We start from the raw sequence: 22,939 nt of genomic DNA, 5'->3' as shown, positions 1-22,939 counted from the left end.
GCCATCACTGGCCGGAACGATCGAAGGCGGGCCATCCCAGTGTGTCGACTCGCTACGCGCCCACAGTCGCGTATCGGTCAACACCATGTCGACAGTTGCCATCAGACGAGCGGCATCCATCCGGTCTGGATGAGTTCCTCGCCGTTGCGGGTGACGTAGATACCGCGTCCGGCCGGCATGGCCGACGGACGGGCATTGCCCCACAGCACACCCTCGTCACGGCTGCCGCTCATGATCAGACCGGCCGAGCCGAGATCCTTCATGCGTCCGATCACCGGCTCGTACATCGCGCGGCTGGCACCGCCCGAACGCCGGGCGATGATCACGTGGAAACCGAGATCGCGTGCGTGCGCGAGACTTTCGAGCAGGGCCTGTACCGGGTTGCCGCTGGAGGTGGCGACCAGATCGTAGTCGTCGACCAGGACGTACAGCTCCGGACCATCCCACCAGGACCTGTCCCGCAACTGCTGCGGGGTGACGTCCGGGCCCGGGGTCCGCTTCTCCACATAACCGGCCAGATCGGCCATGTTCTGCATGAACTGCGGTGCGGTGGAACCGTATCCGGCCATGTACTGCTGCGGGAGCAGGCCCAGCATGCTGCGACGGTAGTCGCCCATGATGATGCGCGCCTGATCCGGCGTGTTGGAGGAGATGATGCCCTCCGCGATCGAGCGCAGCAGGGTCGTCTTACCCGATTCGGAATCACCGACGATGACGAAGTGCGGGCTGACGTTGAAGTCGATGTACGCCGGAGCCAGCTCGGATTCGTTGATACCGATGGGGAACCGCATGCACTTCTGCGACGAGTCGCCCGCCCAGTTTCCGGACAGGCGCAGCAGTTCCGCACGCTCGAGCCGTTCGGGCAGCATGCGCACCCGCGGGGCCGGACGGCCCGGGGTCATCTGCTGCAGCGCCGCGACCGCTTGGGCCACACCGGTACTGACCGTCTCCGGATTCGGATCGCCGTCCACACGCGGCAGCGCGGTCAGCATGTGCAGGGTCTCGGCGGTCATACCGCGACCGGGACGGCCCTTCGGGACCAGGGCGGCGAACTTGCGGCCCAGATCGGAATCCATCGGATCACCGAGGCGCAGTTCGATACGGGTACCGATCTGATCCTTGAGCGCCGGGCGGGCCTCGGCCCACCGGTTCAGCGCGATGATCACGTGCACGCCGTACGACAGACCCTGCACGGCCAGGTTCATGATGCCCTGCTCGAGCGAATCGAAATCCTGGCGAATGGTGCTGAAACCATCGATGACCAGGAAGACGTCACCGAACGGGTCCTCGTGCACACCGGCCGCGGCCGTGCTGCTATTCGGATCGGTGCCGCGCAACCGGCGGAATTCCGACATGGACTCGATACCCAGCTGCCGGAACCGCATCTCGCGCGCACGCACGATGCCGTGCATCTCGGACAGGGTGCGCCGCACCTTGTCCTCGTCGAGTCGAGCGGATACCGATCCGACGTGCGGCAGGCCCTCGAGGCTGACCAGGGTACCGCCGCCGAAGTCCAGGCAGTAGAACTGCACCTGTTCGGCAGTGTGGCTCAACGCCATCGACATGATCAGCGATCGCAGCGCGGTCGACTTACCCGACTGCGGACCACCGACCACGGCCACGTTTCCGCCGACGCCGGACAGGTCGACGATCATCGGATCGCGGCGCTGGTGGTACGGGCGGTCGACGATGCCGATCGGCACGCGCAGGGAGGCGACCTGCGGGATGTCGCCGGTCAGCAGGGAGCGCGGCAGGAGCTGATCCATGGTCGGCGCCTCGTCCAGCGGCGGCAGCCAGATCTCGTGCGCGGTGCGGCCGTGCCCGCGGATGCGCGAGACCAGCATGCCGAGGTTGGAGATCTCCTCCCCGTCCTCGCCCTTGACGGCCTCCTGGATCAGTTCCGGCTCGGCCGCCACCGGAATGTGGTCGCTGGTGCGGAAATCCACGTGACCGGCGGTGAACATGCGGGCGTGGATATCGATCTCGCCACCCTGGATGCCGGCCTGGGTGACCTGGCGCTGTGAGCCACCGCCGACATACGTGCCCGAGACGTACGAGGCCTGGAAACGCCGGATCTCGCCGTCACCGGCCTTCAGATAGCCGCCACCGGGGCTGGGCGGCAGGTTGTACGCGTCCGGAACGCCCAGCACCTGCCGGGATTCGTTGGCGGAGAAGGTTTTCAGACCGATCCGGTAGGACAGGTGGGATTCCAGGCCCTTGAGCTTGCCCTCCTCCAGACGCTGCGAGGCCAGCAGCAAATGCACCTGCAGCGAACGGCCCAGACGACCGATCATCACGAACAATTCCGCGAAATCCGGATGCTGCTGCAGCAGTTCGGAGAACTCGTCGAGCACGACGAACAGCGCGGGCAGCGGGTCCAGATCGGCGCCGGCGGCGCGCGCCTTCTCGTACTCACCGACGTTGGCGAAGTTGCCCGCCGTGCGCAGCAGTTCCTGGCGGCGGGTCATCTCACCGGCGAGGGCGTCGTGCATACGGCCGACCAGGTCGGCCTCCTCCTCCAGGTTGGTGATGACGGCCGCGACGTGCGGCACGCCTTCGAGTCCGAGGAAGGTCGCACCACCCTTGAAGTCGACCAGGACCAGGTTCAGCTGATCGGGCGAATGCAGCGCGAGCATCGAGAGCACAAGGGTGCGAAGGAATTCCGACTTACCCGAACCGGTCGCGCCGATGCACAGGCCGTGCGGGCCCATACCGTTCTCCGCGGCCTCTTTGATGTCCAGGAAGACCGGCAGCCCGTCCGCGCCGACACCGAAGGGCACCCGCAGCCGTTCCCGGCCGTAGCGGGGCTTCCACTGGCTCTCCGGGCTGAACGTGCCGATGTCGCCGAGAGCGAGCATCTGCGCCCAGGACGTGATGACCTCGGCGTTCTCGTCCGAAGTGGATTCCGCGCCGGTCTGGGCCACCACCCGGAACGGCGCGAGACGGCGGGCCACCTGCTCGGCCTGGCGCGCGCTGATCCGGTCGATCACCGCAAAACGCTCCATATTGCCGGTGGCGCCGCGGCCGACGCATTCGCCGTTCTCCACGACCATCTGGATGCCGCGCGAAACCGCAAGGCGCGGAGCGTAATTGCACAGGTCGATGATGGTGACGCCCTCGTAGCCGGATTCGCGCAGCGCATCCTCTTCGGCCTCGAGCAGGCCGCCGTCGACCACGACGACGATATGGGTCAGATTCTGATTGGCCGGTTGATTACGCGAATACCGAACTCGGTTGTGCACCAGCGGATTCAGGCCCGCGGTCATCTCCCGGACCGAGCCGTACACCATGCGCTCGGCCCCGACGCCGTCCTGCGACTCCGGATGCTGGGTGTGCGGAAGCCATTTGGTCCACTCCCACTCGGCGATCGTGTCCGCACCGGACACCACTGCGACCAGCACCTGATCCGGCGCCTGGAACATGCACAGCTGCAACAACATCGCGCGCGTCATATCCCGCGCCTGGGCGCGATCGCCGTTGAGCTGGATGGTCGCGAAACCCTTGACCGCGATGGCGGTGGCCAGGTCCGGGACGGTGGAATGGGTGCGCACGAAGCGGCGCAGCGAGACCGCGGCGATCGGCTCGAGCTCCTCGACCGGACCGGTCTCCGGCGACACCAGACGCGTGGCCAGGCGCTGACCGCCCAGGCCGATGCGGGCGTGGCAGAAGTCCTTGTCGCCCGGACGGCGCTCCCACATGCGGCTGGTACCCGCGAGCATCCAGACCAGACCGGGTTCGGGATGACTCCAGTCCACCGCGGCGCGCTGCTGGCGCGCGGTCTCGTCGACATCCTTGCGGACCTGGTCGAGGTAACGCAGATAGTCCTTGCGGTCCTCGTTGGCCTCGGCCGCCTTCTGGCCCTTGCCCCCGCCCTGGGTGAACATGCCGACCATCGAGAAGACCATCATCATCGGGAACATCAGCGCGGTCGGATTCGACCCTATGCCACCACTTTTGGTGAACATGACGGCCATCATGCCGACCATGCCGACGACCATCACGACCGGCATCAGCTTGCCCAGCAGGCCACCGGGTATGGAGCGGGGGATCTCCGGAGGCGGCTGCAGCGTGACCTCACCACCGGGAGAACGCGGCACCTCCCGGCGCTGACGGCGCTGGAAACGGACTGTGCTCATCGACTGAAGCTCCCCCTTCGGCGGCATGGTGCGGCCTCAGTGTAGAGGTCACGGCCGACATGTCGTACAGTTCGGGCAGCATTCTGCACGGGTCAACCGCGCGATCGCAACTCGCGCGCTTGCGGAAACACCAGGTAGAGACGGAGTTGGGGGCAGCGTGACGCACGCGCGAATGAGCCATATCGAAGATGATTCGAGTCGCGGGATCGTCCGTGCGCCGGATCTTGCCCGGGTCACGATTCTGGCCAAGCACACCCAGGTCGACATGGCGATCCCGGTGGATGTTCCGGTGGCACTGGTCATTCCCAGCGTCGTGGATATGGTCGCCCAGCACAGCCGGACAAATGATTTCGATACCAGCGGCGAACAATTCCAACCCGCCGAATGGGTTCTGGCCCGCATCGGGCAGCCGCCGTTCTCCAATTCACTGAGCCTGGGTGAGCAGGGGGTGCGTGACGGCGAGCTGCTGATGCTGGAGAGCGCCGACCACGTCGCGCCGACGCCGCTGTTCGACGACATCATGTACAACGTCGCCATCGCCGACGGCGACAACTTCCGCGCCTGGTCGCCGCGGATGGCCCGGATCGCCGGTTCGGCCATCGCCGTGCTGACCATGATCGTCGGCTGCGTCGGCCTGCTCGCCGCCCCGAATGCCATGCCCGGCTGGATATCCGGCGCGGTCGCGGCATTCCTGACCATCCTGCTGGTCGTGGCCGGCACCGTGCTCAGCCGCATGTACGGGGACATTCCGACGGCGATCGTGGTCGGTGGTTGCGCACTGCCCGCCGCATTCGCCGCGGGCATGCTGCTGGTGCCACTGCAACATCACCACTACGGCTGGGCGAACATCCTGCTGGGCTCGGTGTTGTTCGGTGCGACCGCGGTACTGGCCTGGCGGGTCAGCGGCGTCGGGCTGGCGCTGTTCATCGGCGCGACCACGGTGTCGCTGTTCGCGATCGTGGGTGCGCTGGTCGGCCTGCTGGCCGCGCAGCCGACCCGGGCCATCGGAGCCGGTGCGGCCGTCCTGGCCCTCGGCGCCCTGTCACTCGCCCCGCGGGCATCGATGCTGCTGGCCAAGCTGCCGCTGCCGCCGGTCCCCTCCCCCGGCACCCCGATCGACCCGACCGAGGACGACCCGGACGACCACCGCGCGCTGCCGACCATGGAGGTGCTGCGCGAGAAGTCCGAGCGGGCCCGGATGTATCTGGGCGGCATCGTCGGTGCGACCACGCTGGTCACGGTGATCGGCACGCTGGCGGGGTGCGATCCCGGCCACCACGGCCCGTTCTGGCCCGGCATCGCACTGGCGCTGGTGGCGGCGGTGGTGCTGCTGTTCCGCAGCCGCACCTATACCTCTGCCGAACTCGCGGTGGTGCTGATCGGTGGCGGCGCGGCCATCCTGCTCGTGGTGATGCTCGGCGCGGCCTTCACCCAGTCCCAGCCGCTGGCGGTGTTCGGCGCGGCGATGATCCTGCTGATCGGAGCGCTGATCTGTGGTCTGGTGATCCCCAACCAGACCGCGACCCCGCCCATGCGCCGCGCGGTGGAGCTGCTGGAATACGGTTTCGTCGCCGCGATTCTGCCGCTGGCCTTCTGGGTGGCCGATCTGTATTCGATCATCCGCTCGCTCTCGCTCTGAGTCGCGCGATGAACCCGAAGACATTCGGACGCAACGCGATTCGCGTCGTCGCCGCGGCGGCGGTATTGGGCCTGAGCGTATCGGTCGGCGCCGGAACGGCTTTCGCCGAGCGCCCGCCCGCGGTCAATCCGGGCGATCTGCCCGCAGACGGTACGCCGCATCCGTCCAAGACCACCGAGCCGAAGCCGAACACCCCGTGTATGAGCACCGTTCCCGGCGGCGACGGCGAAACAGTGCCGCAGGCGCAGCGGGTTCTGGACCTGGACCGGGCCTGGAAGTTCTCCACCGGCGCGGGTCAGACCGTCGCGGTCATCGATACCGGGGTTGCCCGCAATCCGCGGCTGCGGAACCTGTCCGCGGGCGGCGATTACGTCAGCACCGGCGACGGAACCCAGGACTGCGACGGCCACGGCACCGCGGTCGCGGGCCTGATCGCCGCCAGCCGGGTGAGCGGACAGGGTTTCGCCGGTATCGCACCCGACGCGAAGATCGTCGCCATCCGCCAGACCAGTAATTACTTCGAGGTCAAGGGCCAGTCCCAGGGGCAGACCCAGGAGCAGATCGAGAAGAACAGCTACGGCGATCTGGACTCCCTGGCCTCGGCCATCCGGCACGCCGCCGACCTGGGCGCTCGGGTGATCAACATCTCCGAGGTCAACTGCGTCGCGGGCACTCCGTCGGACGCGAAGATCGGCGCGGCGGTGCAGTACGCGGCGGTGCAGAAGGATGTCGTCGTGGTGGTGGCGGCCGGTAACAGCGACGCATGCAAGGGAACCAACCCGGTGCTGGATCCGACCGACCCCGATGGCGACATGTGGAGCCGGGTCAACGAGAACGTCACCCCCGCCCGCTGGGACAGCTATGTGCTCTCGGTGGGTTCCATCGATCCGGCCACCGGATCGCCGTCGAAGTTCACCGTGCCCGGACCCTGGGTCGGGGTCGCGGCGCCCGGCGAGAAGATCACTTCGCTGGACGTCAACTACAGCTCGGCCAACAGCAAGGGCACCGCGACCGCGTTCATCGAGAGCAGCAAGCAGACCGAGATGGCCGGAACGAGTTTCGCCAGCCCGTATGTGGCCGGACTGGCCGCTCTGGTCCGCTCGAAGTTCCCGCGCCTGAGCGCATTCGACGTGATCAAGCGCATCGAGGCGACCGCGCACGCACCGGCCGGGGGCTGGAACCCGTACGTCGGCTACGGCGCGATCGATCCGGTCGCCGCGCTGACCGCCGAGGTCCCCACGCAGATCCCGCCCAAGCATCCGTTCTCCGCCCAGAGCTGGCAGATGGCGGTCCCCGCGCCGCCGAAGCCCCCGGACAACACCGCCCGCAACGTGGCGTTGATCGGTACGGCCGTCATCGCGGTACTGCTGATCCTGGGCTATCTGGCGTCGTTCCCGATTCGCCGCCGGTTCGGCATGCACGACTGATGGGTTGCGCCACCGGCGATCCGCGGTGGCGCACCCGATCGGGCGATCGGTCCCGATCGAAGAACCAGCGCGTCGCCGCCCGGCTCGACCGTGATGCCAGAACCAAGCTTTCCCCAAGTCCTCGTCAACGCAGCCCAAAATTCCATTCGGAAGCACGACGAACGTGGCGAAGTCGAGTTGCGCGGTGCTTCCCACATTGCAGAATGCGCTACGGCGCGGTCGCGCGGAATGACCCCGCCGTACACCTGAGAAGAGGGCAGGGATACACATGGCCACCGCCGTACCCAAGGCACCCAGACCGAAGCTGACCGCCGATCAACGCAACTCGTTCATCGCCGCCCAACTCGGGTGGACGATGGACGCCTTCGACTATTTCCTCGTGGTGTTCGTCTACGCCGACATCGCGCACACCTATCACATGAGCAAGGCCGAGGTCGCGTTCCTGACCACGGCCACGTTGATCATGCGACCGGTCGGCGCGCTGCTGTTCGGCATGTGGGCGGACCGCGTGGGACGCCGCATCCCGCTGATGGCCAACGTATCGATGTATTCGGTGATCGGCTTCCTGTGCGCGTTCTCGCCCAACTTCACCGTGCTGGTGGTGCTGCGCATGCTCTACGGCATCGGCATGGGCGGTGAATGGGGTCTCGGCGCCGCGCTGGCCATGGAGAAGATCCCCACCGAACGTCGCGGCTTCTTCTCCGGCCTTCTGCAGGAGGGATATTCGTTCGGCTATCTGCTCGCCTCGCTGGCCTCGCTGGTGGTCATCAACTGGGCGGGGCTGTCCTGGCGCTGGCTGTTCGCGCTGTCGATCATCCCGGCGCTGATCATCCTGATCATCCGTACCCGCACCGAGGAATCCGAGGCGTGGGAGCGAACTCAGGAGCGAATGAAGGTGACCCAGACCAGGATTCGCGACATCATCCGCAATCCGATCATCGTGCGCCGGTTCATCTATCTGGTCCTGCTGATGACGGCGTTCAACTGGATGAGCCACGGCACCCAGGACGTCTACCCGACGTTCCTGTCCGCGCCGCACGCCCAGGGCGGCGCGGCGATCAGCGCGGTCACAGCGAAATGGATTGCCGTGGTGTACAACATCGGCGCCATCGTGGGCGGTCTGCTGTTCGGCTCGCTGTCCGAACGGTACGGCCGCCGGTACACCATCATCTTCTGTGCGGTGCTCGGTCTGCCGATCGTTCCGCTGTTCGCCTATTCGACGACCGCGGCGATGCTGTGTCTGGGTTCGTTCCTCATGCAGCTGATGGTGCAGGGCGCCTGGGGTGTGATCCCGGCGCATCTGACCGAGATGTCACCGGACGCCATTCGCGGGTTCTATCCGGGCGTGACCTATCAGCTCGGCAATCTGTTCGCCTCGCTGAACCTGCCCATCCAGGAACGACTCGCCCAACATCACGGCTATCCGTTCGCCCTGGCGGTGACCATCATCCCGGTCCTGATCGTGGTGGCGATATTGACCGCGGTCGGCAAGGAGGCCAAGGGAATCAAGTTCGGGGCGGGCACCGGACCCAACGAGCCGATACCGGCCAGGTGAATGCGTCCCGGGGTGCGCGATCCGATCGCACGCCCCGGGACCTACGCGGATCCCTGTGCCGGGCAGGGTAATTCGCACGATCGAACGGGCTACCGAAATAGTCCCGATACACGACGAGCGCACGGTCACCATCGACCGTGCGCTCGTTCGTTGTCGGCAGGCTATCCGGAATCCGATGCCCCGCAGACGATTTCGATCAGTTCGACGCCGCCGCCGAGGTCGGGGAGACCAGCGTCCTGGCGGGGTTGGCATCCGGCGCCACACCGTCGTGGGCGACCATGGCGTCCTGCCGCGACAGGGTCGGTCCGGAAGCCAGCAGGCCGACGATCGGCCACGGCGCGGGCTCGTATTTGGTCTTGGCGGAATCCATCCCGAGCGCCTTCTCCGCGTCGGCATCCTTGAGGCCGTAGCGCACACCGGTGTCGGAGATGAAGAATACGGCGTCCTTACGCTGGCTGTCCGGCTCGATTCCGGTGGTCTGCACCAGGATTCCGGTACCCGGGGTGGTGTAGAACTGGTCGGCCTTGTCACTGCCCGAGTTGTCGGCCTGGGCCAGCCGAACCGGCTTGGATCCGTCCGGGATCGGCAGCGCGTGCCCGGTGACCAGGGATAGTTCGGCATGCATACTGCCGTCGGACTTGTCCGCGGAGTTCAGCGGCTTCCAGGACATGCACTCGACCGGCTGGTCCTTCGACTCCACGATCTTGGGCGCGGTGTCCGGATAGTCCTGCACCGGAAGGGTGTTCACGATCGGGGTGTGGGTGCGGCCGTATGGGCTGATCTGTCCGTTGCCCGCGGTCGGATTCGAGTTGCGGATGATGTCGGCGGTCAGCGGCGAGATCTGCTGAATACCGTTCTCCAGCGCCACGAAATACTGGTTGTCGGTGCCGAGTTGCACCACATCGCCGTTGCGGTGATCGGCCAGTGCCGAGGTGCCACCCGGATCGGTGATGGTCGGCGCGACGATCGACAGCACCTCGGGGATCGAGTTCAGCAACCCCTGGCTGATCGGACGCGGGGTCTCACCGGTGATCCCGAGCGCGTCGGTGACCGAGCGGTCCATGCTCACCCGAGCGCGCTTGTTGTCGTAGATGAGGTAGATCCCGTCCTTGCCCTGCACCAGCAGCGCGCTGTTCTTCGGGAGCTTCGAACCCTTGTCGCCGAGCGTCAGGCCGCCCGCGATGGCCGTGCTGGTCAGCGTGTTGGTGCCATCGGTCTTCAGCTCGTCGCACACCGTCCACTGCCGGCCGTTACCGCTGGAGTCGAAGGTCAGCAGCGACGGCGCACCCGGAATGCCGATCAGCGCACCCATCGGCTTGCTGGACAGCTGCGATTCCTTGACGCTGGCCGGACTGGAGGCATCCCCGACGGCCAGCCGCGCGGAGGCGAGATTCAGTGCGGGATGGACGGTTCCGTCGATGACCGCGTAGATCTGACCGGATTCCTTGCCCATCAGGATCTTGCTGTTGCCGATCGTGCCCTGCGGTTTGAGCAGCGCCAGGACCGCACAACCGGCGAGCGCGACGACACCGAGAATGAGTCCGACGGTGTAGGCGCGCGACTGAGAGCGCATGGGGTCGTGCAACATTCGCACATCCCGGCGCACCAGGGCGTGCTCCATGCGGCGTACGAGGAAGCGATATCCGCTTACCTGCCACCTGGTTGTGGGTCTTGAAGGCATGAGTCCTCCCCCGAACAGTGCTCGCGTTCGTGGAACACAGTACAGTTCACGGGGACTTCAGTTCAGCTCGGCCATCGAATCTGGCCGACACCGGGTACATGGGGGACCACGATGGCCGAACCCAGCGGGGCGAACAGGCGCCCGCTTTTCGGGCGGATCACGCTGTCGAATCTGCTCGCCGCACAGCTGCTCGGCCTGGTGGTCGCGCTGGTGGTGCTGGCCGTGCGCCTGCCGGGGTGGTATGCACTGGGCGCGGCGATCGTGGCGGGCCCGCTGTTGCTGATCCCGTTCGGAAAGCGCACGCTCGCCTCCTGGATCGCCACGATCTGGCGCTTCTCCACCAAGCGGGAGTACGAGATCGGCGATACGGTCGACTTCCGTGGTCCCGATGGCCGATCGCTCGGACTGTTCTGGGAGGGCAGCCGGGTGGTCGCGGTGGTCGAGGTGCTGCCACCGCGCGGCGGACTGACCCGGATCGATCGCAGCACCGTGCACGCCTCGCACCTGCTGCCGATGCCCGAACTGGCCCAGTGCCTGAACCAGCACGACATCCTGCTCAGCGGTATCGACATCATCAGCCACGGGCACCGCAGCCGCTCGGGCACCCCGGCCGGGCCGATCTACGAATCGCTGCTGGGCCCGCTGCCCGCCACCGCACATCGCACGGTGTGGCTCGCCATCAGTTTCGACGCCCTGAACTGCCCGGATGCGGCGGACCGAAGGGGCGGCGGCACCGAGGGCGCCTGCCGCGCGGTCACCGTCGCCACGCAGCGGATCGTGCGCGCGCTCGAGGATGCGGACTGCTATTCGCGTGTGCTGACCGCACCGGAGATCCGGCAGGCGGTCCTGCAGATCAGCGCCGGAATCGACCCGCGCACCCTGACCCACCGCTGGCGGTACGCCGAACTCGGCAACGGCGTGAACATCGGCGCCGCAGTCGATCCCAAGCGCCTGGGTTCGGATCTGCTCGCCCAGCTGTGGGTGCCGCCCTCGCGCGGCACCACGGTCGCGGTGCGGCTGCGGCCCGGCAGTTCGGCCGAGACGGTCAACATCGGCGCGGCCTGGCGGCTGACCGCCCGCGAGATGCCCGAGCAGATCAAGCGCAAGGGCATGGTCTCGATGAGCGGGCGGCATCGGCAGAATCTGTTGGCGCACTTCCCGATCGGCATTCCGGACGTCGACAGTACGGTGCCGGTGGCGGAGTTCCCGATCGATGTGATCGACGCGCTGCATCTGCCCTCCTCGGGCTGCGGTCAGCTGATCGGCTCCGACTCCGAGGGCAACGGTGTCGCGATTCGCCTTGTCGGGCAAGGTATTTCGACGGTGTACGTGGCCGGTGAGCTGTATCTGGCGCAGCAGTTGGTATTCCGCGCGCTGGCGGTCGGCGAGCGCATCCTGATCCGCACCGACCGGCCGGGCGCGTGGGAGCAGCTGGTCAGCACCATCGGCAATCCGGAACGTCTCACCATCGCGGTGGAGACCCACCAGAGCGATGCGTCGTTCACCGCCGCGGTCGTGGACGGCGTGCTCGCCCCCGCGCCGCACGCCGGTGTGACCACCATTTACGTGACCGGCGATCCGATGGGCTGGCCCGCCACCAAACCCGATCTGCAGATCCACCAGCCCGGTGCGATCGGCAACCACGTCCTGCTGCGCACCGGCACCACCCAGGTCGATCTGAGCCTGGTCTCCATTCCGCGCGAGTCCACCTATATCGGCTCACCCCGCGGTCAGCAGCAACAGCAGCAGCAGCGCCGGGCCGCGGCCAGCGGGTAGCCGGGCGCTCAGCCCTGCCGGGTGGGCCGCAGGGTGATGTCGCCGATCTCCACATCGTCGGGCTGTTCGATGGCGAAGGCGATCGCGCGCGCCACCGCGTCGGGGCCGATGCCCAGTGCCGCCATCGCCTGCTGCGCCTGTCCGCGCTGTTCGGAATCGTCGATGTAGTCCACGAGTTCGGTGCGGACGAATCCGGGCGAGATCGAGGTCGTGCGCAGGACGCCGTCGGTGGATTCCTGGCGCAGCGCCTCCAGCAGCGTGCGCACGGCGTTCTTGGTTCCCGCGTAGACCGCCTGGGTCGGCACGATCTTTAGTCCGGACGTCGAGATGGTGGTGACGAAATGTCCGCGGCCCTGATCGCGGAACACCGGCAGCGCCGCGGCGATACCGTGCAGGACACCACGCAGGTTGACGTCGATCATGGCGTCCCAGTCGTCGAGGTCCAGGGCCTGCATCGGCGCGATCCGGGCGACGCCCGCATTGCTCACCAGCACGTCCAGCCGGCCGAAGCCGTGCACCGCCGCCGCCACCAGATCCTCCAGATCGGCCCGCCGCGTGACGTCGACCGCGACCATCTCCGCGCGCCCGCCCGCGGCCCGGATGCGCGTCACCAACTCCTCGAGCCGATCGGTCCGCCGCGCGCCGAGTACGACGGCCGCCCCGCGCTCGGCCAGTTCCGCGGCGGTGGCCGCACCGATACCGCTGCTGGCTCCGGTGATGGCCACGACCTTGCCGTCCAGTCCACTCATCGAGATACCTCCCGGTCCGAGAATCGTTCGATCACGATGTCGACCGTACCGGACAATTGTCCGTTTAGCTGAGCGACGAGCGGCCCGACACCTCGGAAGGACCCGAAGCGTGCGCCGCAGATCCGACTGCGAATCAGCCCGGATACGGGTCGGCGATCCTCGCCTCCCGCAAATGCGCTGCCCACCAAGCGAGTTGGCGCAACAGCCGCTGGGCCGCGTCGATCGCCGCGCCGTCGCGGGTCTCGCCGTCGGCGTCGAAGGCGCGCTTGGCCTGATGGAAGCTGACCGATTCGCGGATCGAGACCATGTGCACCTCGGCCACCACCTGACGCAATTGTTCGATCGCCCGCAGACCACCCGACAGCCCGCCGTACCCGACGAATCCGATGGGCTTGGCGCGCCATTCGCGTTTGGCACTGTCCAGGGCGGTCTTCAGCGAGGCCGGGTAACCGTGGTTGTATTCCGAAGTCACCACGACGAAAGCCGCTGCGGCGGAAAGGCGTTCACGAAAAGCCTCGACTTCGGGCGTCTCGGACAGATCCGTCGGCAGCGGGGTGTGCAGCAGATCGATGACACCGACGTCGAACCGGTCGTCGGCCCGCGCGGTCCGCAGAAACCAGTCGGCGACGACCGGCGCGAACCGCCCCTGCCGCACACTGGCGACGATCACCTCGAGCCGCAGCGGAGTATCCATGTCAGCGAGCCTAACCGCAGTCGAAGCACGGTCCGGCCGAGCGAACCGTCACGGTGGCGAATCAGCCCCGCCCCCATGTCCGGACCGGACACCGCAAGCAATGCGACGATACTGCGAACCACCCACCTCAACAGGGACGATCCTGCTGCGGTACACCACTCGGGAACCAGGGCCCAACCGAGCGATTTGAATCAGACCACCACCAGGGACGATCCTGTACCGGGCGAACTGGAATCCAGCGATTCAGCACGCCCACCCGAACGCGCCCGAGTTCCGCTCACCCTGGGCAACGCCAACACCTGGCCGGGGCCCGCCCCGGTCCTGGACCGAGTGGAGCGGAGGAGCGAAGCGGGGGAGCGGAGGGAGGGAAGGACCGGGGTTGATAGGGCCCCGGCCAGCCGGAGCGAAGCGGAGGCAGAATATTCAGCCCCGCCGGAGCGGAGCGGAGGCCAAAATTACAGCCTGGCTGCTGATCGAGACTCTCGGCGCGCCCGAGAGTTGGTCACTGGTCGCCGTGGGCACCGCACCGCGACAGTGGAAGTCGTTGGCGCGCGCGGTACCCGGCCGGGTGCTGCCGGCGATCGCCGCGGCCCACGCCACCGGTGAGCCGGTCGAGCGGATCCTGCCGAAATCCCGGCACACCTGGTCACAGCAGCGAGTCCAGGCCATTCCGGTCGTCGGACCGGGTGATCGGGTGTACGCGGTGCACGTCCGGGTGGGCGAGGGCGACACCGAGCCGACCCCCGCGGCGCCGTATCTGTACAACGACGACGATCGGCGGCTCGAGGTCGTCTCCACCGGGCTCGGACCGGACTTCGACCGCGGCCGCACGGTGTGGACGGGGACCGAGACCTTCGAATACGTCGAACGTTTCGACGACGCGCTCGACTGGGTGGCGACCATGGCACAGGCGGTGCCGGGCGCGCGCTGGCTGGGCGAGATGACCGTCCGCATCCCTGGCGGCCTGCGCACCCTGATGACCGCGGCCCGCAGCGACGACGAGGATCCGCGCCGCTGGCGGGGACTGCTCGTCGACATCACCGACAGCGTTCCACCGCAACAGAAGTCGTTCGAGGCCGCGACGGTGGACACCCTCGTCAACGCCAATCCGGGACTGTATCTGGCGATCGTGGACACCGAGCAGGTTCGCGTGCTGCGCTGGATCAGCGGGCCGATTCCCGGCCTGCGCTGGTCCGGTGACATCGAGGAGCGCACGCTGCCCCATCCGGACGATCTCGAACGGATTCGCGCCGCCCGCAACCACGTTCGGGCGGGCGAACTCAACCAGGCCCTGCCCGGATTGCGCCTGGCCGCCACGGACGGCGGCTGGCTGCGGGTCGACGCGGAGATCAGTCCCCTCCCGCACGGCGCCCTCGACGAGGGCCGGCCCCGTTTCGCCCTGGTCCGTTTCGAGGTGCTCTGACGACCCGTTCAGGGGTGCACGGCGGTCGCGGCGTACTCGGCCAGTCCTTGTTCGGGAGGCACTGCGGCGGTGAAATCGACTGTGCGACGGGCACGTTGCGGATCGGCGACGATATGCCGGGCGTCGGTGATCCGATACTGTCCGCTCACCACGGGATTCGGGCCACTGCGGGCCCGGGACATGATCGAGGCCACTTCCCACAGCGTGATCGGATGGCCGGAGGCGATATTGAGCGGGACGAATCCGGACAGCGGGCGCGCCACCACCGCGGCGGTGGCGTCCGCGATATCGCGGACGTGCACGAAATCCCGCACCTGCCCGCCGTCCTCGAACACGTAGGGCGCTCGTCCGGCCGCCAGTTCCGCACGAAATCGCGCCGCGACTCCGGAATGCGCACTCAGCGCGGCATTCTCGTGCATCGGGTCGCCGTACACGTGGTGATACCGCAGCACCGTGACGCCCGCGCCGGTGGCCGCGCCCCAGGCCATCGCGTAGTTCTCCTGGGCCGCCTTGCTCGCCGCATAACCGGTGCGGGGCCGCAGCGGGGCATCCTCGCCGACCGGCTCCCAGGTCAGGATCTCCCCCGACCGCGGCGCGCGATGGTCGAACATCCCGCGGTCCAGATCGCCCCGGCGGCGCACCCCCGGGAAGAACGGCCCGCTGCGCAGCCCGCGATAGCGCCCCTCCCCGTACACCGACACCGAGGAGGCGAGCACCAGCCGCCGGACTCCGGCGCGCTCCATCGCGGCCAGCAGGACCGCGGTGCCGAAGTCGTTGTGCGCGGCGTACATCGGGGCGCGCTGAACACTGGGACCACCCGGCCGCACCACACTCGTCGCGCCCGTGCCCGGCTCCGAACCGGTGTTCTGCCGCGGCAGTCCGGGCGGCCCCTGCACTCCCATCGACGAGCCGGCCCCGCCCACGGCCGAGGAACCCGGCGGAATCGCGGCAGCCAGATGCACGACCACATCGATACCGCGCAGCAGCGGGTCCAGCGCGTCCGGATCGCGGATGTCCGCACGCACGATGCCCTCGGGCGGAGTCGGATCGGGCCCGTGCACGGTGTCGAGCAGCGCGTCCAGCGCGACCACCTCGTGCCCGGCGTCGGCGAGGGCGCTGCGCACGTGCAGTCCGATGAATCCCGCAGCCCCGGTCAGCATTACCCGCATGTCATCTCCATCGGCCCGCGAATCCCCCGCAGGAAGATCGGCGCGACCGCCGCCGGAACCGAAGCCTGCGACGGTGCACCCATCACCTCAGGGTAGTTCGAACGGCAGGGTGACACCGGCATGGACACGACACCGCGCACAGGTGTCCGTGCCCTCGACCGCCGCGATCGCGTTGCGCACGAGTCCCTTGAACGGCACCAGATTCTGCTCGAACGCGGCGAAAACCGCCGCCGCGCTGACGCCTTCGCCCGCCTCCAGACCGGCATCCAGATCGGTCACCAGGGCGATTGCCGCGTAACACATTTCGAGCTCGCGGGCCAGGACCGCCTCCGGGAATCCGGTCATGTTCACCAGTTCCCAGCCCTGCGCGGCGAACCAGCGGCTCTCGGCGCGGGTGGAGAACCTGGGCCCCTGCACCACGACCATCGTCGCGGTCGATTGCAGCGGCAGTTCGGGAACCGCGGATCCGATTGCCGCACCGCGCAGTTCATCGCAGTAGGGGTCGGCGAAGGAGACGTGGACTCCGCCGTTGTCGAAAAAGGTCTGCGGCCGCCCGGACGTGCGGTCGACGAGTTGATCGGGCACCGCGACCGTCCCGGGCCCCCAGTCCGCGTGCAGGCTGCCCACCGCGCAGGGCGCGAGGATCCGCCGCACGCCGATCGAACGCAACGCCCACAGATTCGCCTGGTAGGGCACGGTGTGTGGGGAGAATTCGTGTTTGCGGCCGTGGCGCGGGAGGAATGCGACCTGCCGCCCCTCGACCTGCCCGACGGTGATCGGCGCACTCGGCGCACCGTAGGGTGTGTCGACCTCGAGGCTCACCGCGTCGTCGCCGAAGAAATCGTAGAAGCCGCTGCCGCCGATGATGGCCAGCGCGGGCCGGGGAACCGAACTCATGCGCCGATTCTCGCGCACCCCCGGGTCCCGGGCGGAAACCGGGGCGCGACCACTGCCACCAGCCTGTACCCTGGTGGGGTATCACAGACGGCAGGCTCGACGGGCTGGGAGAAGAGGGCGATCCGGTGACCGAGGACGACATCACCACGGCGGAGACCACGTCGGGTCACGATCATGCCGGCCACGGGTACATCACCGCCAAGGACGACTACCTCAAGCGGCTGCGCCGCATCGAGGGCCAGGCCCGCGGCCTGCAGCGCATGGTCGAGCAGGAGCAGTACTGCATCGACATCCTCACCCAGGTCTCGGCCATGACCAAGGCCCTGCAGGCGGTGGCGATGGGACTGCTCGAGGACCACATCAGCCACTGCGTCGTCGACGCGGCCGTGCGCGGCGGACCCGAGGCCGACGAGAAGATCAAAGAGGCCACCGACGCCATCGCCCGCCTCGTGCGGTCCTGAGCGAGCGGTCCGGGCGGCTTCCGGACCATCACCGATAACCGCCACCGATTCCGTAGAGACTGCACCCCCCGCATCCGCACCCTTGCGGGGTTCGCGTCAGGTGCGGATGCGGTGCAGCGTGCGGCGGCCTCAGCCGAGCGCGGCGGCCAACGTCCGCAGAGTGCCCATGTAGTCGTTGCCCAGAGCCTGGATGGCGACGGTGTCGGCTCCGGCGGCGAGGTGCTCGGTCAGGCCCGCGGCGATCTGCTCGGCGGTGCCGTGCAGCGCCAACGCGTCGATCAACCTGTCACTGCCGGGTGCGGTGAGATCCTCTTCGCTGAAGCCGAGACGGCGCAGATTGGACACGTAGTTGCGCAGGCCGAGGTAGAACTTCACCACGTCGCGGCCGGTCGGGCGGGCAGTGGCCGGATCGGTGTCCAGGACGATCTTCTGCTCGGCGACCAGCAGCGCGTCCGGCCCCAGGATCTCGCGGGCCTCGCGGGTGTGCTGCGGGATGGTCAGGTACGGGAGCGCGCCCGCGGTGCGGTCGCCGGAGAGCTTCAGCACCCGCGGGCCGAGTGCGGCCAGGGCTGTCTGCTGTTTGGGCACACCGGCCTTGTCCAGGACGTCGATGTAGTCCACCAGGACGTCGTAGGGCTTGCGGTAGTCGTTGTCGTGCTCCGGGTGCCCGATACCGATACCGAGGATGAAACGCCCCGGAAAACGCTTGTCGATGCGATGGAACGACTCCGCGGTCTCCGCCGCGGCCGCGCTCCACACGTTCACGATGCTGGTGCCGATGACGAGGTTCTCGGTCGCCTCCAGCAGCGACTCCACCACCGGCAGCTCGGCGGCGGGCGATCCACCCAGCCAGATCGAGCCGTACCCCAGACCTTCCAACTCCTTCGCCTCGTCCGGAGTCACTGCCCCGTAGTAGCGCCACACCCCGAACCGGCCGAGTCCACGAATCGTCATATCGGTTGTGAACCGCGACACTCCGGCACGTATTCCGCCCCGGTGGGGACCGGCTACACCAGCCCCGCCTCGAATTCCGGATGCACATGGATCGGGAGCGGTTTCGCCGCGACGGGCAGGATCTGCAGCCGTGCCCGCACGACCACCTCGGCGACCTCGTGCGGAATCGCGTCGTCCTCCTCGGGCTCCTCCAGTTCCACGCCCGCCTCGCGCGCGGCGCGATCGTGCAGGGCGCGAGCGTCCAGCGCGGCGTGCACGTGCCAGCGGAATTCACCGGCGGTCATGGGTTCCTCGTCGGCGGGTTCCTGTTCATCGGTGAGCCGCCGCGACTCGGTCAGTCCCTCGCCGACGAACGGGGCCAGATCGTATGCGGCACCGCAGTTCTCGTCGTCGACGAAGATCAGGAACCCGTCCGTGCGACCCGCCCGCGCGAAGCTGCCGAACAACGTCGCGCCCGTGCCGTCCATATCGGGCCAGCGGACGAATTCGCCCGCGGTGAGCGGTTCGTCCAGTTCGGGCACCCAGGCGGCCGGGACGACACCGGCCGCGGCGAGCCGATCGGCGGCCTCCTGCGCCACCGTGCGCGAGGGCTCGGCGATCAGGGCGGTGACGCAGCGCAGGAAGGCCAGCGCACCCGGCGTCGCCAATTCCTCGGCCCGGTCGACGAACAGGCGCACGAACACGTCCAGGTAGTCCGCGCTCTCCCCGTATCCGACCGCCAGCAGCCCCGCCGCCAGATACTCGCCGTCGACCGGCTCGTCCACCTGCTCGAATTCCGTTATCCGAGCGTCGACCTCGGCCATCATCTCGGCAACGCCGAGATCGTCGGCCTCGACGACGTCGGCGCCGCCTCGGCGCACCTCGCCTCGCTTGTTCTCCTTGCCCTTACGACCACGGCTCACCGGACTCATGAGAGCCGAGTCTGCCATCTCCTCCCGCCGGCGCACGAACACCCCGTGGAGCGAGTCGGCGCAGGCAGTCGGAACACATCCGCTCACGCTAGCGGCTATCGGACATTTCCTGCCGCCACTTCGGATTCCGCCCTGCTGCGAGCACGAGGACATAGGCTTGCCACGATCTGGCGAACCAGGATGGTCGCCTCCGGAGGCACCGAGAATTTTCATGACAACCCTGGTTTGGCTGGTCGTCCCCTACCTCGCTTTCGCCTCCTTCGGCGTGGGCCACTGGTGGCGCTGGCGGCACGATCGATTCCGCTCCGGCGTCGCCGGCGGTCGCACCGACATCTCGCGCACCGGCTTGTGGCTGTTCCGGATCGGCATCCTGGTGGTGCTGCTCCCCCGGATCGGCCGAATACTGCTCAGCCGTACACATTTCGGCTTCTCCGTCAGCGTCTCGCAGGTCGCCCTCATCAGCGAGGCGATCGCCGCGCCGATCGCCTCGACCGGCGCGGTGCTGCTGTTGTTGCCCGCCATGGTGAACGGTTCCACCCGCCCGGTCACCATCGTCGACCGCATCACGCTGCCGATCCTGGCCGCGGCGGTCCTGTCCGGCGTCCTGGTGATCTTCGACCCGAAATCCACCGGTTCCCAGGACATTTCCGAGCACACCCTGTTCGTCTGGTTCCCCTCCCTGTGCAGCTTCGACCCCCAACCCGGCGTCATGGCCCACGCCCCGCTGCTCTACCGGGTCAGAGGGCTCACGGTCATCCTGGCCATCGCCCTGTGGCCCTACACCAGACTCGCCGGACTGTTCCTGCGGCCGATCGGACACGGCATCCGCAGACTCGCCACCGCACTGACATCAGCTGTCCGCCAAGCGAATTGACCTGCGGGTCACTCTCCGCAGCAACCCCCGGCACTCGGCACGGTCCGGATTTCTCGGGTCTGGGCGTTGCGGGTGGCCAGGTCCTGGTCGGCGGGGTAGTCGACGGCGATGAGGCTCAGGCCGTGCGCCGGAGCCACCGTGACGGAGCTGGAACGGCTGCGTTCGTCGAGCAGGGAGGCCAGCCAGTCGGGAGTGCGGCGGCCCTCGCCCACCGCCAGGGCACCGCCGACCAGGCTGCGGACCATCGACCAGCAGAACGCGTCGGCGGTGACATGGGCGGTCAACAGGTCGCCGGTCCGATCCCAGTCGAAACGCTGGAGTTCGCGCACGGTGGTCGCACCTTCGCGACGGCGGCAGAATGCGGCGAAATCGTGCAGGCCCAACAGGTTTCGCGATGCCTCGCGCATCGCGTCCAGGTCCACCGGACGGCACGGGACCACACTGCGGGCCTGCAACGGCGACGCACCGTACGGCGCGGTGGTCAGCCGGTAGACGTAGTGGCGGCGGATCGCCGAGAAGCGGGCGTCGAAGTCCGCGGGCGCGGGCCGGATCCCGGTGACCCGCACATCCTTCGGCAGGAACCGCGCGAGTCGGTGCAGCAACTTACCAGCATCAATTTCGGCGGTGGTATCGAAATGCGCGACCTGCCCTTCGGCGTGCACTCCGGCGTCGGTGCGGCCCGCGACGGTCAGCTGGACCGGCTCCCGCAGCACCTTGCCCAGCGACTCCTCCAACACGCCCTGCACCGTGCGCAGACCCGGCTGACGTGCCCACCCGGTGAAATCGGTGCCGTCATAGGAGATATCCAGCCGTACCCGAATCGAGACGGTTCGCTCGGGCGAATCGGACATGGTCACAGCGATCTCCTGGTTAACATGAACGAAGCCCGCCGACCCGGAGGGGACGGCGGGCTCGCGCATGGATCCGACGCAGCGGTCAGGCTTCCTCGGTGGCAGCCTCTTCGGCAGCGGCCTCGGCCGGAGCCTCGGTCTCGGCAGCCTCGTCGGCCTTGGGGGCCTCCTCGGACTTGGCCTTCTGCGACGCGGCGACCCGACGGGCACGATCGGCCTCGTTGGTCACGGTCTTCTCCCGGACCAGCTCGATGATCGCCATCGGCGCGTTGTCACCCTTGCGGGGGACGGTCTTGATGATCCGGGTGTAACCACCCTCGCGCCCCTCGAACGACGGTCCGATGGTCGCGAAGAGCTCGTGCACGACATCCTTGTTGCGGATGACCTTGAGCACCTCGCGGCGGTCGGCCAGCGAGCCGGCCTTCGCCTTGGTGACGAGCTTCTCGGCGTACGGGCGCAGCGCCTTGGCCTTGGCCTCGGTGGTCGTGATCCGACCGTGCTCGAAGAGCGCCTGCGCCAGATTGGCGAAGATCGCCTTCTGGTGCGACGCCGACCCGCCGAAGCGAGCACCCTTCTTGGGCTTGGGCATTGGTTGTTCTCCTTTGGGAAGGCCCCGGGGACGCTGCCCCGTACGGCCTAGAGCTGTTCGGTTTCGGCGTAGTCCTGCTCGCCGTTGTCGGTGTCGCTGAACGTGCCGCTGTCGCTCCAGGTACCCGTGGCGGCGTCGTAGCCGACGACGCTGGAAGGATCGAAGGAGGCCGGGCTGTCCTTGAGCGACAGACCCAGCGAGTGCAGCTTGACCTTGACCTCGTCGATGGACTTCTGCCCGAAGTTGCGGATGTCCAACAGATCCGACTCGGTGCGCGCGACCAGCTCACCCACGGTGTGCACACCCTCGCGCTTGAGGCAGTTGTACGAACGCACGGTCAGGTCCAGGTCCTCGATCGGCAGCGCGAACGAGGCGATGTGATCCGCCTCGGCCGGGCTGGGCCCGATCTCGATGCCCTCGGCCTCGACATTGAGCTCACGCGCCAGACCGAACAGCTCGACCAGGGTCTTACCGGCCGACGCCAGCGCATCCCGCGGGGAGATCGAGTTCTTGGTCTCGACGTCCAGGATGAGCCGGTCGAAGTCGGTACGCTGCTCGACACGGGTCGCCTCGACCTTGTAGGTCACCTTCAGCACCGGAGAGTAGATCGAGTCGACCGGAATCCGGCCGATCTCCGCACCCGAGGCCTTGTTCTGCACGGCCGGGACGTAACCGCGACCGCGCTCGACCACGAGCTCGATCTCCAGCTTGCCCTTGTCGTTCAGGGTCGCGATGTGCATATCCGGGTTGTGCACGGTCACGCCCGCCGGGGGAACGATGTCACCGGCGATGACCGCGCCGGGGCCCGACTTGCGCACGTACATGGTGACCGGCTCGTCCTCCTCGGACGACACGACCAGACCCTTGAGGTTCAGGATGATGTCGGTGACATCCTCCTTCACGCCCGGGACGGTGGTGAACTCGTGCAGCACACCGTCGATGCGGATGCTGGTGACCGCGGCGCCCGGGATGCTCGAGAGCAGGGTGCGGCGCAGCGAGTTGCCGAGGGTGTAACCGAAGCCCGGCTCGAGCGGTTCGATGGTGAACTTCGAGCGGTTCTCGGCGATAACCTCTTCGGTCAGCGTCGGTCGCTGTGAAATCAGCATGAGGATCTCCTCCTTCAGGGGCGCCCGCTATTTGACGCCCACGACTG

Annotated in this window: 18 protein-coding genes; 7 read left to right on the top strand and 11 right to left on the bottom strand. The window is 67.8% G+C overall.

All coding sequences use genetic code 11. The features are described from left to right. Window positions 1-101: 101 nt before the first annotated feature. Window positions 102-4,136, bottom strand: a complete 4,035-nt coding sequence (locus tag ON40_RS04345) for a type VII secretion protein EccC (protein ID WP_040818631.1) — start codon at window positions 4,134-4,136, stop codon at window positions 102-104. A 172-nt stretch (window positions 4,137-4,308) separates the two neighbouring features. On the opposite strand from ON40_RS04345, the gene eccD reads away from it, so the two are divergent. The 3 genes from eccD to ON40_RS04330 all read left to right on the top strand — a co-directional run bounded on the left by eccD (window position 4,309) and on the right by ON40_RS04330 (window position 8,757). After that, window positions 4,309-5,775: a type VII secretion integral membrane protein EccD gene (gene eccD / locus ON40_RS04340; RefSeq protein ID WP_245567655.1), complete on the top strand. Its 1,467-nt coding sequence runs from the start codon at window positions 4,309-4,311 to the stop codon at window positions 5,773-5,775. 8 nt (window positions 5,776-5,783) lie between these two features. After that, entirely contained in the window at window positions 5,784-7,202 is a 1,419-nt protein-coding gene (mycP, locus tag ON40_RS04335; protein WP_040818628.1) for a type VII secretion-associated serine protease mycosin, read from the top strand. Between the two features lie 268 nt (window positions 7,203-7,470). Next, complete coding sequence (locus ON40_RS04330) at window positions 7,471-8,757, top strand: MFS transporter (protein WP_085997641.1); 1,287 nt, start codon at window positions 7,471-7,473, stop codon at window positions 8,755-8,757. 196 nt (window positions 8,758-8,953) lie between these two features. Here ON40_RS04330 and eccB read toward each other — a convergent pair whose 3' ends face one another. Continuing rightward, window positions 8,954-10,438, bottom strand: coding sequence for a type VII secretion protein EccB (gene eccB, locus ON40_RS04325; RefSeq protein WP_051192664.1), 1,485 nt, complete (start codon window positions 10,436-10,438; stop codon window positions 8,954-8,956). A 111-nt stretch (window positions 10,439-10,549) separates the two neighbouring features. Here eccB and eccE point away from each other — a divergent pair, with 111 nt between their 5' ends. Further along, complete coding sequence (gene eccE, locus ON40_RS04320; protein ID WP_051192663.1) at window positions 10,550-12,214, top strand: type VII secretion protein EccE; 1,665 nt, start codon at window positions 10,550-10,552, stop codon at window positions 12,212-12,214. 8 nt (window positions 12,215-12,222) lie between these two features. Here the strand turns inward: eccE and ON40_RS04315 are convergent, their stop codons facing one another. Together ON40_RS04315 and ON40_RS04310 are read right to left on the bottom strand one after the other, a co-directional pair. Further along, complete coding sequence (locus ON40_RS04315) at window positions 12,223-12,963, bottom strand: SDR family oxidoreductase (RefSeq protein WP_040818625.1); 741 nt, start codon at window positions 12,961-12,963, stop codon at window positions 12,223-12,225. 133 nt (window positions 12,964-13,096) lie between these two features. Continuing rightward, complete coding sequence (locus tag ON40_RS04310; protein ID WP_040818623.1) at window positions 13,097-13,657, bottom strand: NADPH-dependent FMN reductase; 561 nt, start codon at window positions 13,655-13,657, stop codon at window positions 13,097-13,099. Between the two features lie 421 nt (window positions 13,658-14,078). Between ON40_RS04310 and ON40_RS04305 the strand changes: the two genes are divergently transcribed. Then, complete coding sequence (locus tag ON40_RS04305) at window positions 14,079-15,080, top strand: GAF domain-containing protein (RefSeq protein WP_306305372.1); 1,002 nt, start codon at window positions 14,079-14,081, stop codon at window positions 15,078-15,080. An 8-nt stretch (window positions 15,081-15,088) separates the two neighbouring features. Here ON40_RS04305 and ON40_RS04300 read toward each other — a convergent pair whose 3' ends face one another. Beyond that, a complete protein-coding gene (locus ON40_RS04300) occupies window positions 15,089-16,249 on the bottom strand; it encodes an NAD-dependent epimerase/dehydratase family protein (RefSeq protein WP_040818621.1) in 1,161 nt (386 codons plus the stop codon). Between the two features lie 87 nt (window positions 16,250-16,336). Continuing rightward, window positions 16,337-17,146 carry an S-methyl-5'-thioadenosine phosphorylase gene (locus ON40_RS04295; protein ID WP_040818620.1) on the bottom strand — a complete coding sequence of 270 codons (810 nt, stop codon included), beginning with the start codon at window positions 17,144-17,146 and terminating at the stop codon, window positions 16,337-16,339. Window positions 17,147-17,271: 125 nt separating this feature from the next. Here ON40_RS04295 and ON40_RS04290 point away from each other — a divergent pair, with 125 nt between their 5' ends. Further along, window positions 17,272-17,607, top strand: a complete 336-nt coding sequence (locus tag ON40_RS04290; RefSeq protein WP_372460088.1) for a metal-sensitive transcriptional regulator — start codon at window positions 17,272-17,274, stop codon at window positions 17,605-17,607. A gap of 129 nt (window positions 17,608-17,736) precedes the next feature. Here ON40_RS04290 and ON40_RS04285 read toward each other — a convergent pair whose 3' ends face one another. Continuing rightward, the gene (locus ON40_RS04285) at window positions 17,737-18,561 is read right to left on the bottom strand and encodes an LLM class F420-dependent oxidoreductase (RefSeq protein WP_040818618.1); all 825 of its coding nucleotides are present in this window, start codon (window positions 18,559-18,561) and stop codon (window positions 17,737-17,739) included. 53 nt (window positions 18,562-18,614) lie between these two features. Then, window positions 18,615-19,472 (bottom strand): hypothetical protein, encoded by an 858-nt coding sequence (locus ON40_RS04280; RefSeq protein WP_083895393.1) that lies wholly within the window; start codon window positions 19,470-19,472, stop codon window positions 18,615-18,617. Window positions 19,473-19,683: 211 nt separating this feature from the next. On the opposite strand from ON40_RS04280, the gene ON40_RS04275 reads away from it, so the two are divergent. Then, complete coding sequence (locus ON40_RS04275; RefSeq protein WP_040818616.1) at window positions 19,684-20,346, top strand: respiratory nitrate reductase subunit gamma; 663 nt, start codon at window positions 19,684-19,686, stop codon at window positions 20,344-20,346. Window positions 20,347-20,354: 8 nt separating this feature from the next. On the opposite strand, the gene truA is transcribed toward ON40_RS04275, so the two are convergent. From truA to ON40_RS04260, 3 genes are all read right to left on the bottom strand, one after another. Next, complete coding sequence (gene truA / locus ON40_RS04270) at window positions 20,355-21,197, bottom strand: tRNA pseudouridine(38-40) synthase TruA (protein WP_245567663.1); 843 nt, start codon at window positions 21,195-21,197, stop codon at window positions 20,355-20,357. A gap of 85 nt (window positions 21,198-21,282) precedes the next feature. Further along, window positions 21,283-21,786: a 50S ribosomal protein L17 gene (gene rplQ, locus ON40_RS04265; RefSeq protein WP_040818613.1), complete on the bottom strand. Its 504-nt coding sequence runs from the start codon at window positions 21,784-21,786 to the stop codon at window positions 21,283-21,285. A gap of 47 nt (window positions 21,787-21,833) precedes the next feature. After that, window positions 21,834-22,892 (bottom strand): DNA-directed RNA polymerase subunit alpha, encoded by a 1,059-nt coding sequence (locus ON40_RS04260; protein WP_040818611.1) that lies wholly within the window; start codon window positions 22,890-22,892, stop codon window positions 21,834-21,836. Window positions 22,893-22,939 lie beyond the last annotated feature (47 nt).

The organism is Nocardia jiangxiensis NBRC 101359, assembly GCF_000308615.1.
In the GTDB taxonomy this organism is placed as follows: domain Bacteria; phylum Actinomycetota; class Actinomycetes; order Mycobacteriales; family Mycobacteriaceae; genus Nocardia; species Nocardia jiangxiensis.
Note: the sequence above shows the minus strand (reverse complement) of the source record. Positions and strands in the feature narration are given on the sequence as shown.